This is a genomic window from Planococcus maritimus, assembly GCF_001687625.2.
In the GTDB taxonomy this organism is placed as follows: Bacteria; Bacillota; Bacilli; order Bacillales_A; family Planococcaceae; genus Planococcus; species Planococcus maritimus.
Genome location: NZ_CP016538.2, coordinates 2,876,967 through 2,891,388 on the forward strand (window position 1 = coordinate 2,876,967; position 14,422 = coordinate 2,891,388).

The window sequence follows — 14,422 nt, forward strand, 5'->3', positions numbered from 1 at the left end:
AGTTCTCCTTCTCCGTTCATCTGTCTTATCCTTTCATTATGGCACGGATCGGGAAGTTTTGCAGTTGAGCGATTATTGGCATTATTGGTCGAGCAAACTAACCGACACTTTCACATCGAGCGACTGGCTGCCACCTCTATAGACGCCTTGCAACGGGCTGACGTCGTTGTAATCGCGGCCAACGCCAACGCGGATATGGTTTTCCAGCGCTTCGACATTATTGGTTGGATCGAGCCCGACCCAGCCGATGCCAGGCACCATGAACTCTACCCACGCATGACTTGCTGCATCGCCGACAAGCGCGGAATCTTCGCCAACGTACAGATAGCCACTAACGTAACGTGCCGGGATATTCTTATTGCGTAAAATCCCGAGCATGACGTGTGTAATATCCTGGCATACGCCTTTTTTCAAATCGAACGATTCGCTTGCTTTGGTCGTGACGGTCGTCGATTCCCCGTCGTAAGTGAAATGTTCGAATACATATTCGGTGACATCGATTGCGTATTGAACAGGGTTGTTCATGGTCCCAAGTTCTCGGTCAACCAATTCCATTTGTTCAGGCGTGATATACGTATAAGCGGTATTGCTTAAAAACGCCATATAATGTTCGGCGAATAATTGGGAATGGAAGATGATGTTCATCTCTGGTGAATAGTCGATACGATGAATGAACGGGCTCTTTTGAATACTGACAATAGACGTTGATTTCACTTCCAGATGCTGATGGTGTTCGGCGATAAAAAAGGTCTCGACGTTATTGCCGAAAATATCCACGTGCTCTTTCGTCAAAGTAGCCGGTGTAATATCCGCTCGATACGATAGCAGGCGCTGACATTCATCGGTTCTTGGCTTCAGGCGGATCGTGTTCATACTTTGGTCAACAATGGTTTCGTAATCAAAAATATTGGTGTGCTCGATTTTGTATTTCATTGAAGTTATTCCTTTCATATCCATCCCTTGGGATTGGAAGGCCATCGCCGTTTCCGCTTCCGGATCGGTTAAATAATAAGTGCTGGAGAAAATTCGGCTGATTTCATTGCAGCCATCCTGGAAACGGTTCAAAAACTGCATCAACTCATCCGAATCAAGAGATCCGATATCGGTTTCACTAAACGAGGTCCGGACTTCATCGAGTTTGGCATATAACTCCCATGAATAATGGGACACTTTTCCGCCTTCTAGTTCTTCGACGGCATCGCGGACATGATCGAGGCAGTAACGAATCGATCTCGGAAAGTTTTTATCCGAAATCAAGAAAGCCAATACGTTCTTCGGTTCCATGCGTGGCGGGTTGCTTTTCAGGTAGGCATTATAGCCGTTAGTCATTCTAAGTGCAGCCAGCCAAAAATAATAATCATCTGTTTTCTCTTTCCTTATACGCTCGCGCGTACGTTCACAGACGACATTCAAAATACGCGCAGTCTTTTCCGCCCGTTCGAGCCATTTGGCAATTTTGATCATTTGATACGCCACGCCGCGAGACATCGAAGACTCAACAATCCCCTGCGAAATTAGCGTAGTCGTTTTGATATTTTCCAAAAATGATCTCATATCACGGACCGAACTGTTTTTTAAATCCATGTCGGTGAGAGCTAAGTACGAGCGGTTCCATGTTTCCCAATAATCATCAGGGATGTGGTCTCGGCTAATGCGGGCATTTTCACGGACGACCATCGCACAACTTGCGACAGAATTGGAATTCTCTTGCGCCATCGCCAAATACTGAACCAATTCCGATTCTTCATAGCTCGGGTTGGCTTTGATGCGGCGCATCGTCTCCGTTGAATCGCAGATCTCAAAAATCAATCGCCAATCTGAGTCTCGCACGAGTTCTTCATCGGCTGCTTCGATCATCTGCAGCAATTGCACATCGAGGATGCGCGCATTGTTCTCCGCTCGCTCCACATTCCGTGACATCCAATACAGTGAATTTGCAACACGGCTTAACATTTACGCATCCTCCCCTTCTTCTTTCTTTTTGAACACCCATGTGTCTTTTCCGCCGCCGCCTTGCGACGAGTTCACGACAAGCGAGCCTTCTTTCAGCGCGACACGAGACAGCCCGCCAGGCAGCACATGTGTCGTTTCGCCTCTCATGACGAATACCCTAAGGTCTACATGGCACGGATAGAATTTGTCTCCTTGATAAGCGGGCGCACGCGACAGCTTGATCGTCGGTTGTGCAATGTATTGATGAGGTGTTTCGATAATTTTCTCCCTGAATTTTTCGATCAGTTCCTTCGAGGCATGCGGACCGACAAGCATATCATAACCTCCGGAGGCTCCTACGTTTTTGACGACGAGCTCTTCAAGATGTTCGAGTACCCATTCCCGATCTTCAGGTTTATCAAGCAAATACGTTTTGACATTATCGATGATCGGTTCTTCCTTCAAATAGTAGCGGATCATGTCCGGAACATATGCATAAATTGCCTTATCATCCGCCACGCCATTGCCGACAGCGTTCAAAATGGCGACATTGCCCTTTTGATAGGCTTCCATGACGCCCCGTACTCCAAGTGCGGAATCTTCACGGAATGCTTCCGGATCCAAAAAATCGTCATCAATGCGGCGGTAGATAATGTCGACACGCTTTAATCCACGAATCGATTTCATATAAACAATGTTATTCCGGACGACAAGGTCGCGTCCTTCCACAAGATCCATGCCCATTTGCTGGGCCAGGAAAACGTGGTCGTAATAAGCTGAGTTATACATGCCCGGCGTTAACAGCACGGCAAACGGTTTTTCCTTTCTTCCTGTCGGGGCATGATCCAAAATGGCATCGTGCAAAAAGCTCATCTGATGCTCCAGTGTCCTCACCGAATGGTTGACGAAAAACTCTGGGTACACTTGCCTCATGACGTAGCGGTTCTGATATACATACGATAAACCAGACGGATTGCGCAAATTGTCTTCGAGGACGTGGTACTTTCCATTCTCATCACGAATCAAATCGATTCCTGCTAGAAAGATATGATTGTTAAGCGGAATCGTAACGTCTTGCATCTGCTTTTTGTAATAGTAGGGATTGTCCTCAACCAAATGCTTTGGCACAATGCCTGCTTCAATAATTTTTTGCTCGTGATAGACATCATCTAAAAAGCGGTTTAACGCTTCCGCTCGCTGCGTCATTCCTTTTTCGACGACTTCCCATTCTTCTGGAGGAATGATGATGGGGACAAAGTCGAATGGCATCGTCCGCTCGGTACCGACATTGTTATGATAGACCGTGAACGTGATTCCTTGCCGAAGAAACGACAATTGTGCCGTCTCATGCTTTTCCTTTAGTTCGTCATTCGAAAATCGCTTGATCACTTCATGGAACATTTCGTAATGGGCTTTCGGTTTTCCATCAGGCGTGAACATTTCATCAAAAAACGGACTGGTTTGATAGTCTTTAAACACGTGGCCGAACCCCCTCTGTTAGAATACCGCCAGTAAATTCCGGTGTTTTTTAAAAGATATGAATTTTCTGTCTACTGGAGGGAAAGAAAAAGCCATGCCCATGCCCATGCTCGGCATAGCTGTTCTTTGTTCTATTATAACCGAAGTTATTTTTTCATGTTTTATCATTTGAATTTTTGTCAGAACTTGCCTCTTTTTCCGGATGCTTTTTTAATGATTCGGTATAGTTTGTGCTGCCGCCGAACGCGCCGCCGCTTGGTCTGTCAGAATCCAGAGAAGAATGACTCGCTGAAGAAGTAGTTTTGCTGTCTGAAGAAGCTGATTGGCCTGTTTGCGGACTAGAGCCTTTTGTGTCACCGACTTCCTCTTGAACAGTTTGATTCGCTTGATCGAGTGCATCTTTTTCCTTATCCATCATTTGCTGCTGTTTTTCAATGGTCGTCTTGACCGTATCTACCGCTTTATTGATGTGCGGCTTGACTTTATCGACCATTCCGCCCGATTGTTCATTAAAGCGGTCTAAGTTTTTCTTGATGTTTTCTTTGATATCGGCTGTGCTCGTCGAAGAACTGCGTGTGTTCTGGGTACTGCCAGTTTCCGACTTTTTCTGTGTCATTGCCGCCCCGATCGCCGCTCCTACGCCAAGTAATACGAGCTTGCTGAAAAATCCACCTGATTTTCTTGCCATGTAATAATCTCCTCCTTCATTTGATAGAACTTAGTGTAGTAAGTATAGACGGAATGGCCCACTTTTAAACATCTCTTTATCTCCAATAAAAAAGGCCACCCTTATTAAAGAGCGCCCTTTATACCATCTCTATTAATTTGCCTTCTTCAATCAACATTTGCTTGAATGCTTTCACAACTTCTTCCTCGTATTGAATACCGATCAACCGCTCGAGCTCATCCATCGCATACTCGGCCGTAAATGCAGAACGATAGGCGCGATCTTCCGTCATCGCATCAAAAGTGTCACACACTCCGATGATTTTTGCCTCGTCGAGAATCTCGTCCCCTTTTAAGCCAAACGGATATCCTCGCCCGTTCACTCGCTCATGATGCTGCTCAACAATGTCGGCGATATCTTTATAGGGGGTGTCGCGAATCATATCAGCGCCATCTCCTGGGTGTTTCTTAATGAGCGCAAACTCTTCGTCCGTCAACTTCGACGGCTTTTTGAGAACTTCTTCAGGTACATTGATTTTGCCGATATCGTGGAGCATGGAGGCCAGGAATAACGATTCCATTCGTTCTCTTGAAAGTTTCATCTTAGCCGCCGTCTTTACCGCATAATTGGCTACTCTCGAACTATGGTTATAAGTGTAGCGGTCTTTCTCTTCTACTTTTTTGCCGATCTTCCGCAGTTCTCCGATCATTTCACTAACATAGTGAAAAATCGGCATAGTAGAGACCGATAATAAAGTAACTGTTTCAACTACGGTGAAGGAAACTGGGCTTTCGAGATCTTTGCACGAAAAGAAATCATCCGCTTCCAGCCGAATGGGACGCTCATCGATATCCGTTTGTATGGCTCCATCGACGATGTAGTAAAACTCTTGCGCTTCCGCAGCTTCACTCGGAATCAGGATAAAAGTTTTGTCTTTTTGGATTGATTGCTTCATCAATTCCAAACCGCTCCCTGTCGCTAATAGGGAAAGTGTTGTTGATCCATTTTCTATTGTTTCCAGATGTTTTCCTTTTAAAATGTCCAAGCCCTTCACGTGTTCACTTCCTTCCCCATAAAAAAATGAGAGTAGATTATCTCTACCCCCATTCTACTATTTATCGCAAATATCTACAATACGATTACCAGCCTACAACAATAATTGGATCGATTTTTGCGTTTCTATCGCCAAACAACGTGTCGACGAAAGCGATTTCGGATTGGATACCTGCTGCATTAGAGCGTTCAATGCCCGCTAGTGTGATTTGCTGCGCTGTTAACTGCAGCTGTGAAATCAAGCTTGTAATTTCAGTTTCATACTGTGCTGTCAATTGTGCTTTCGCAGCAGCATTTTCCTCAGCTGCCAAATTGCTTTGGTAGTTTGCGTAAAGCGTTGCAGCCGCCGCTTGTGCAGCTGTGATTTCCGCTTCGATTTGAGCGTTTACTCGGTTGACGTCTGCGATCGCTACTTGAATTTCCTCGCTCATGCCAGTTTCAACTTCGTAGTATGGCATTTCTTCTACTACTGTTAAATCTTCTGCAAAACCGCCCGTCGCCATCGATAAGATCATCACGAACATTAAGATGAACATTGTCATGCTTTTCTTGAACATTTGAACTCCTCCTAAAATTTTTTATAAAAAATACATCAGAAACCTAGTCGATATGACATCTTCGACCAATGATAACCTCAGCATCCTTAGTATATACAAACTAGGACTTACGCACAATCTCTCCTGAAATAATTTACATTAATAAATTATTTCCCTATTCAGAAAAAACGTTTAGAAAAAGGCTGTCTCACTCTTTCGCTTTTTGCCGGAAACCTTCGCGCATAAATCATACTTCGTGAACGCAGAAAAACTGCCCAAATGCTTTTGGACAGTTTTTCTGAATCAACATATTAAGGTAAAACGGTCGCGCCCATCAAATAACGATCGCACTCCCTCGCCGCTTCACGGCCTTCATTGATCGCCCAAACGATCAAGCTCTGGCCTCTGCGCATATCGCCAGCTGCGAAGATGCCTTCGACGTTTGTGCGGTAATCGCCGTATTCCGCTTTGACGCGTGAATTGGCGTGCGTTTCCACATTCAACTGATCGATTAGCATTTGTTCTGGTCCGCTGAAGCCGATAGCGATTAAGATCAGATCTGCTTTCCATACTTTTTCCGTTCCTGGGATTTCTTCACGGATGCGGTTTCCTTGCTCATCGATTTTCAGTTTGACGTTGACGGTATGGACTTCTTTCACATGCCCGTTTTCGTCACCGACGAATTTCTTCGTCATGACCGCATAAGCACGCGGATCGTCACCGAACGTTGCGGCCGCTTCTTTATGGCCATATTCTACACGGTGCACTTTTGGATATTGCGGCCATGGATTGCCCTTTTCGTCGCGGATTGCGCCTTTTTGGTCATAGACATCGAATTGCACGAGGCTCTTGCAGCCATGGCGGACAGAGGTTGCGAGACAGTCGGTTCCTGTATCACCGCCGCCAATAACGATAACGTCTTTGCCTTTGGCTGAAATATAATTGCCATCTTCCAAATCGGAATCGAGCAAACTCTTCGTGCTGGCGTGCAGGAAATCCATGGCGAAATGAACGCCTTCTAAGTCACGCCCTTCGACATCGATATTACGGTGGACCGTCGCGCCGGTCGCCATAATAACCGAATCGAAATTATCGCGCAATTCCGTTGCAGGATAGTTTTTGCCGACTTCGACATTCGTCACGAACGTGATGCCTTCCTGTTCAAGGATTTTGACGCGGCGCATAACCATATCGTACGGCAGTTTCATCTCCGGAATGCCATAAGTCAACAATCCGCCAATCCGATCGCTTTTTTCGAAGACCGTCACGGTATGGCCTGCTTTATTCAATTGCGCCGCTGCTGCAAGACCTGCTGGACCTGAACCCACCACAGCTATTTTTTTACCGGTACGCTGTTTTGGCGGCTCTGGAACGACCCAGCCTTCCGCAAATCCGCGTTCGATGATGGACCTCTCAACCGTACGGATCGCAACAGAAGGTTCGTTGATCCCGAGCACGCATGCCCCTTCACACGGCGCTGGACAAGCGACACCGGTGAATTCCGGGAAATTATTCTTTAAATGCTCGCGGTGAAGCGCCTCTTTCCATTGGCCGCGGTAAACGAGATCATTCCATTCAGGAATCAAGTGATTAACCGGGCATCCAGTCGTACCATTGTCGAGATCCATACCAGTCTGGCAAGTAGGGACGCCGCAATCCATGCAGCGGGCCCCTTGTTTTTGTACTTCTTGCTCAGATAGCGGAATCGTATAATCTTTCCAGTCATGCGTTCGCTGTGCCGGGTCACGTTCTTTTACAGTCTGACGGTCATATTCCATAAATCCGGTTATCTTCCCCATCGTTTCCCTCCAGTTCGCGTATTTGCCAAGCTTTTCTCGCTCTTCACGCTATTACTTGCCGGCATTCGCCATTTTGCTTTCTTCAAATGCAGCCATTTCAGCATCGAATTTCGCCATGCCGCTGTCTTGTAGCTTGCTGATGCGCTCATTGATCTTCAAATAAGCTTTTGGAATGACGCGGACGAATTTAGCAGACAAAATCTCCCAATGCGTCAATACACGTTTGCCATTCAAGCTTCCTGTATAGTGAACATGATTTTCGATCATTTCTTTCAATTCCGCTATTTCAACCGGGTCTGCGAGCGGCTGCATATGCACCATTTCAGGGTTGCAGCGTTCACTGAATGTCTCTTCTTCATCTAGAACATAGGCGACACCGCCGGACATGCCCGCTGCAAAGTTTTTGCCGGTATCTCCAAGAATGACAACGCGGCCGCCAGTCATGTATTCACAACCGTGGTCGCCGACACCTTCGACGACGATTTTCGCGCCTGAATTTCGGACCGCGAAACGCTCACCTGCCATACCGTGGATATAAGCTTCCCCTGCTGAAGCGCCGTAAAATGATACGTTACCGATGATAATGTTCTTCTCAGGAAGGAATGTCGAATCCACCGCCGGCTTCACAATGATCTTGCCGCCCGACAGTCCTTTTCCGACAAAGTCGTTGGAATCGCCGATCAGTTTCAAAGTCATGCCTTTCGGGATGAATGCACCAAAGCTTTGACCAGCAGAACCTTGGAAATTGAACGTAATCGTGTCTTCCGGCAAGCCTTCCGCCCCGTATTTACGGGAAATGGCACTGCCGATAATCGTTCCGGTCGCACGGTGGATATTGCGGATCGCTGTTGATACTTCAACAGGCTCTCCCGTTTCAATCGCATTGCGGCAGCGAGGCAAGAGCTCCTGCACGTCTAGCGTATGCTTCAAGCCATGATCTTGCTTGATCATTGCATAGCGGCCGACTTTATCCGGAAGGTCCGGCTGATAAAGAAGCTGCGTCAAATCCAAACCTTCCGCTTTCCAATGCTTGATGGCTTTATTTGTTTCCAGTACATCGGTGCGTCCGATCATTTCATTGATGGTGCGGAATCCGAGCTCCGCCATCAATTCGCGTGCTTCCATGGCGATAAAGCGCATGAAGTTCGCAACATGGTCTGCTTCGCCTGTATATTTTTTGCGCAGTTCCGGGTTTTGTGTCGCAATCCCAACTGGGCATGTATCCAAATGACAGACGCGCATCATGACGCATCCAAGGACGACGAGCGGTGCTGTCGAGAAGCCGTATTCTTCTGCTCCGAGTAGCGCTGCCGTGACGACATCGCGCCCAGTCATCATTTTGCCGTCTGTTTCGACGACGATGCGGTCGCGCAGGCCGTTCAATAGCAATGTCTGATGCGTTTCAGCAAGGCCAATTTCCCACGGCAAGCCCGTATGCTTCAAGCTCGTTTTCGGTGCAGCACCTGTGCCGCCATCATAGCCGCTGATCAAGACGAGATCTGCACGGCCTTTCGCAACTCCTGCTGCGATCGTGCCGACACCAACTGCCGACACCAATTTTACGCTGATGCGCGCATGCGGATTGGCGTTTTTCAAGTTGAAAATCAGCTCTGCTAAATCTTCAATCGAATAGATATCGTGATGAGGAGGCGGTGAAATCAATTCAACGCCAGTCGTCGAACCGCGTACTTCCGCAATCCATGGGTATACTTTCTTGCCTGGCAAATGACCGCCCTCACCAGGTTTTGCCCCTTGTGCGACCTTGATCTGGATTTCGTCGGCATTGACCAAATAATGGCTCGTGACGCCGAAGCGGCCGGATGCGACTTGCTTAATGGCGCTTCTGCGGCTGTCGCCGTTATCGTCCGGGATAAAGCGCGAAACTTCCTCTCCGCCTTCTCCGGAGTTGCTGCGGCCGCCGATTTTATTCATCGCGATCGCCAATGCTTCATGGGCTTCTTTACTGATCGACCCGTAGGACATCGCACCGGTTTTAAAGCGTGCGCAAATTTCTTCGACCGTTTCGACTTCTTCAATCGGAATCGGCGTGCGCTCTTTGAACTTCAGCAAGCCGCGCAAGGACTGGAGATTGGCTTTTTCATCCGTTAATAGCTTTGAGTACTTGCGGAAGGTATCGAAATTATTCGTTCGGCACGCCTGTTGAAGCGTGTGGATGGTCATCGGGTTGTACTGATGGTCTTCGCCGTTTTCACGATATTGATACTCATCGCCTGACTCAAGTGCCGGGTTCGCTCCCTCGCGTTCCGGATAAGCAGACGCGTGGCGAAGCAAGACTTCCTTGGCAATGATATCGAGTCCAATACCGCCAAGACGTGAAGATGTCCGTGTAAAGTATTTGTCGATGACATCCATATGAATGCCGATTGCTTCGAAAATTTGTGCACCGCGGTAACTTTGAATCGTTGAAATGCCCATTTTAGACAAGATCTTGATAATTCCATCTGTTACAGCTTGAACATAACTCGCTTCGGCTTGCACCGCGTCCATGCCATGGATATCGTCTTTCGCCACCAAGTCTTCAATCGATTCGAATGCTAGGTAAGGGTTAATCCCCTCTGCTCCGTACCCAATCAACATGGCAAAATGATGCACTTCGCGCGGCTCTGCGGATTCTAACAGAATGCTCATACGCGTGCGGGTGCCTTGACGGATCAAATGGTGATGCAATCCTGATACCGCGAGCAGTGCAGGAATTGCCGCATGTGTGCTGTCGACGCCACGATCGGACAAGATGACCAGCGTCGCGCCTTTTTCGATAGCTTCGTCCGCTTCTGCAAATACAGCTTCTAAGCGCGCTTCCATTGCCTCGGCGCCTCCGTCTGCGTCAAATAAAATCGGCAAAGTGACAGCCTTGAATTCTGGCAAGTTCTGCTGGCGCAGCTTTTCGAGCTCTGCGTTCAATAAAACTGGCGTTTCCAAGCGAATATGGCGTGCACTTTCCGGTTTCGGGTCCACTAGATTGCCTTCTGCCCCAATCGTTGTGCGTGCCGCTGTGATGATTTGCTCACGAATGGCATCAATCGGCGGATTGGTAACTTGTGCGAATAATTGCTTGAAGTAGTTATACAAAAGCTGTGGTTTTTTCGACAATACCGCAAGCGGTGAATCGTAGCCCATAGAACCAACCGGGTCTTTTCCATCGGATGCCAGCGGTTTGATAATTTTCTGAACTTCTTCTTGTGTATAGCCAAATGCCAGCTGCTGCTTTAATAAGCCTTCACTGTTTGGATGCACCACATCTTTCGGTTCCGGTAAATCCTCTAAATCGAATAAATTGTTTTCGACCCAGTCTTTGTACGGAAGCTCGGATGCAATCTGTGTTTTGATTTCATCATCCGGAATGATCTTGCCGGCTTCAAGGTCGACCAAAAGCATCTTCCCTGGGCGCAGGCGATCTTTGTAGATGATGTCATCCGAAAAGATATCGAGCGCTCCGACTTCTGAGCCGAGAACGATCATGCCGCTTTTCGTGATGTAGTAGCGCGCTGGGCGCAAGCCGTTGCGGTCAAGGCAAGCGGCAATCTGACGGCCATCTGTAAAGACGAGCGCCGCCGGGCCGTCCCACGGCTCCATAAGCGTGCTGTGGTATTCGTAGAAATCACGTTTTTTCTTATCGATTGATGTATCGTTGACCCATGGCTCCGGCACCATCATCATCGCCGTATGCGCAAGCGAACGGCCGGATAGGTGAAGGAACTCAAAGCAATTGTCGAACATCGACGAATCGCTGCCTGTCTCATCGATGACTGGCAAGACTTTTTGAAGGTCCTGGTCATTGAAATAAGGAGAGTTGCAAGCGAGCTGGCGGGCTCTCATCCAATTGACGTTGCCGCGAAGTGTGTTGAATTCGCCGTTATGGATGGAGTAGCGGTTCGGGTGGGAACGCTGCCAGCTCGGGAAGGTATTTGTACTGAACCGTGAGTGGACGAGTGCCAAAGCCGATTTGAATTCGGGATGGTTGAGGTCAATATAAAACGAATCTAGTTGTTCCGGGATAAGCATGCCTTTATAGACAATTGTTCCGGCTGACAAGCTGCTGAAGTAGACGTCTTTAAATTCTTCCAAACCGCCCATTTCCTGCTCAATTCGTTTACGGATAATGTACAAGCGGCGCTCTAGATCCATGCGCGTCTCAAGTTCTGCTGATGCGCCGATGAAGATTTGGCGAATGACCGGCTTGGTTTTCGCCGCGACATTGCCGACAAAAGAATCATTTACAGGCACCGGGCGCCAGCCGAGTGATTCTTGGCCTTCTTCTTCGACGATGCGCTGAATGATTTCTTTCGCTTTCATGCGAATATCGTAATCTTGAGGCATGAAAATCATGCCGATTCCGTATTTTCCTTCATCCGGAAGGGCGATGCCTTCTTTTTCACATTGCTTCAGGAAAAAACGGTGCGGAATTTGCGTCAAGATACCAGCGCCGTCTCCCGTGCTCGTATCAGATGATTGGCCGCCGCGGTGCTCTAAGTTACAGAGAATGTTCACCGCGTTCTGTACAATACTATGCGATTTTCTGCCATCTATATTAGCGATCATCCCAATACCGCAAGCTTCATGTTCCTGGTCAGGGTGATACAGTCCTTGTGCGATCGGATACTCTTTCTTACTCAATTGAACCGCCTCCTTTTACGCGCTAATTTGTCATAATATTATGATAGTATATCATATAACTGAATATATATACAATTGCATTTTGTGAAAAATTTAGCAAGTGCATGAAGATTCATTGAAAACGCAAGGGATTTAAGTGAAAACGCTTTCAAATAACGGCTTATAAGGATTCTTCTTTATTCGCAATTTGTGTATATTGATACAGTATTTTTTTTACGGACCAGTCCAAGGTGGATTTTTTCCCAATTAATAGACAAATCAATAAAAGATTCGCCTATTTTTTCGCGCTGATTTTTTTCTCAAATTCTTTTTTAAGGAAAATCATCCCATAAGAAAAGAGCGTGGAAAACGACTCGTTTCCCATGCTCTTTTCTTATATCAATAAAGTTTTCTTGATTTATCCATTTTTATGTGCACATTTTTAAGGCCAATGGATCTGACTGGGCAACTAAATCGCTACGAATTATTCACCGTTTCATACATTCGAATCGCTTCAAGAAAATATTCTCCGTATTTCTCCAACTTATTCGCACCGACTCCGCTGACTTCAAGAAAAGCCTCTTCGTCTTTCGGTTTGCGTGCCACCATGTCCTGCAAACTCTTATCCGAGAAGATGACAAACGGCGGAACTCCCGCCTCGTCTGCCAATTTCTTGCGGACTATACGCAATTCCTCAAACAACGGATCGTTAGTGGCGATGCGCTTCGTGACGACAGCGCCTTTTCTCATGACACGGCGTTTTCCAAGCAGGACATCGCGTCCTCCATCCGGAACGAAAATAGTGGGGAAACTGCCTTGCTCAACAGCTAACAGTTCCTGTGAAATCATAAATTCGATGAGGTTTGACACTTCCTTCGAATTCATATGCTTCAATACTCCATAAGTCGACAGTTGATCAAAGCGAAAATCGAGCACTTTTTTGTTGCGCGAACCCGTCAACACTTGGGCGGTCATCGTCTTGCCAAATTTCTGGCCCATGCGGATAACACATGACAGCACTTTTTGGACATCTTCCGTGACATCCTGACCTTCCCGTTCGTCCACACAATTTCCGCAATGGCCGCACGGAGCCGCATTTTCGTCGCCGAAGTAATGGACGATGAATTGCTGGAGGCAATTTTCCGTATGGCAATAATCGACCATCCCCTGGAGCTTTTTCAACTCTCCTGGAATACGCGATGGATCTTGCGCCTGGTCGATTAAAAAGCGCTGTGTCTGAACATCTTGTGACGCATAAAGCACGATACACTCACTCGGCAATCCGTCGCGCCCTGCACGCCCGGCTTCTTGGTAATAACTTTCCATATTCTTCGGCAACTGGTAATGGATCACGTACCGGATATTGGATTTATCGATGCCCATCCCAAATGCATTGGTCGCCACCATCACGGTCACTTCATCGTTCAAAAAGCGTTCTTGTCCGAGACGTCGTTCATCATCTGGCATGCCGGCATGGTATTTCGCTGCCTTGACACCGCGTTTAATGAGCGCTTCATAGACCGAATCAACCGTTTTGCGCGTCGCAGCATAAATGATGCCAGCTTCGTTATCATTTTTCTGGACATAATCGCGGATAAAGCGCTCACGGTCCTGCCCTTGGATCACCGAAAAGCTCAAGTTCGCCCGTTCAAAGCCAGTGATGACGGTGTGTTGCTCTTCGATAGCCAAAATGCGGCAAATGTCTTCCCGTACTTGAGGCGTCGCTGTGGCTGTCAACGCAAGCACAGTCGGATTGTCTGGAAAAATATCCAGCATGCGGCTGATCAAGCGGTAGCTCGGCCGGAAATCATGCCCCCATTGCGAGATGCAATGCGCTTCATCGACTGCGATGAGCGGAACCTTGACACCTTGCAGGCCATCCAAGAACATTTCCGAGTCGAGGCGTTCTGGCGCGATATACAATAATTTGATAATGCCCATTTGAACTTCGTGAAGAATTTCGCGGACTTCATAGACATCGAGTGAACTATTAATAGAAGCAGCTGGAATTCCAGCTGCCTGCAAAGAGTCAACTTGGTCTTTCATCAGGGAGATCAGCGGAGAGACGACAATGGTCGTCCCTTCCATGGCAAGCGCAGGAATCTGGTAGCACATCGATTTCCCGCCGCCTGTCGGCATGACGCAAATCGTATTTTGGCCATCGAAAACTTGAGTGATGGCCTGCTCCTGGCCCGTCCGGAAGCTGTCGTACCCGAAATGCGACTGCAGTAATTTTCTTGCTTGTTCCAACACCTTTGAACACTCCCCAACCTGTTTTACTATGAACGTAGCTTACCATATTTGAGCGCGTTTTTCTTTTTTCGCATACGAAAAGCCACACC

At 47.4% G+C, this 14,422-nt stretch carries 8 protein-coding genes; all 8 read right to left on the reverse strand.

Features of this window, described 5'->3' with window-relative positions:
• Positions 1 to 81: 81 nt before the first annotated feature.
• Positions 82 to 1,953, reverse strand: a complete 1,872-nt coding sequence (locus tag BBI11_RS14280; protein WP_068464887.1) for an alpha-E domain-containing protein — start codon at positions 1,951 to 1,953, stop codon at positions 82 to 84.
• On the reverse strand, positions 1,954 to 3,411 hold the full coding sequence (locus BBI11_RS14285) for a circularly permuted type 2 ATP-grasp protein (protein WP_156889081.1): 1,458 nt from the start codon (positions 3,409 to 3,411) through the stop codon (positions 1,954 to 1,956).
• A 154-nt stretch (positions 3,412 to 3,565) separates the two neighbouring features.
• Positions 3,566 to 4,099 carry a hypothetical protein gene (locus BBI11_RS14290; protein WP_068464888.1) on the reverse strand — a complete coding sequence of 178 codons (534 nt, stop codon included), beginning with the start codon at positions 4,097 to 4,099 and terminating at the stop codon, positions 3,566 to 3,568.
• A gap of 118 nt (positions 4,100 to 4,217) precedes the next feature.
• Positions 4,218 to 5,132 (reverse strand): HD-GYP domain-containing protein, encoded by a 915-nt coding sequence (locus BBI11_RS14295; RefSeq protein ID WP_068464892.1) that lies wholly within the window; start codon positions 5,130 to 5,132, stop codon positions 4,218 to 4,220.
• A gap of 85 nt (positions 5,133 to 5,217) precedes the next feature.
• Positions 5,218 to 5,688, reverse strand: coding sequence for a hypothetical protein (locus BBI11_RS14300; protein ID WP_068464895.1), 471 nt, complete (start codon positions 5,686 to 5,688; stop codon positions 5,218 to 5,220).
• Between the two features lie 290 nt (positions 5,689 to 5,978).
• The gene (locus BBI11_RS14305) at positions 5,979 to 7,466 is read right to left on the reverse strand and encodes a glutamate synthase subunit beta (RefSeq protein ID WP_068464898.1); all 1,488 of its coding nucleotides are present in this window, start codon (positions 7,464 to 7,466) and stop codon (positions 5,979 to 5,981) included.
• 51 nt (positions 7,467 to 7,517) lie between these two features.
• Positions 7,518 to 12,101 (reverse strand): glutamate synthase large subunit, encoded by a 4,584-nt coding sequence (gene gltB, locus BBI11_RS14310; protein ID WP_068464901.1) that lies wholly within the window; start codon positions 12,099 to 12,101, stop codon positions 7,518 to 7,520.
• 456 nt (positions 12,102 to 12,557) lie between these two features.
• Complete coding sequence (gene recQ, locus BBI11_RS14315) at positions 12,558 to 14,333, reverse strand: DNA helicase RecQ (protein ID WP_068464905.1); 1,776 nt, start codon at positions 14,331 to 14,333, stop codon at positions 12,558 to 12,560.
• Between the last annotated feature and the right edge of the window lie 89 nt (positions 14,334 to 14,422).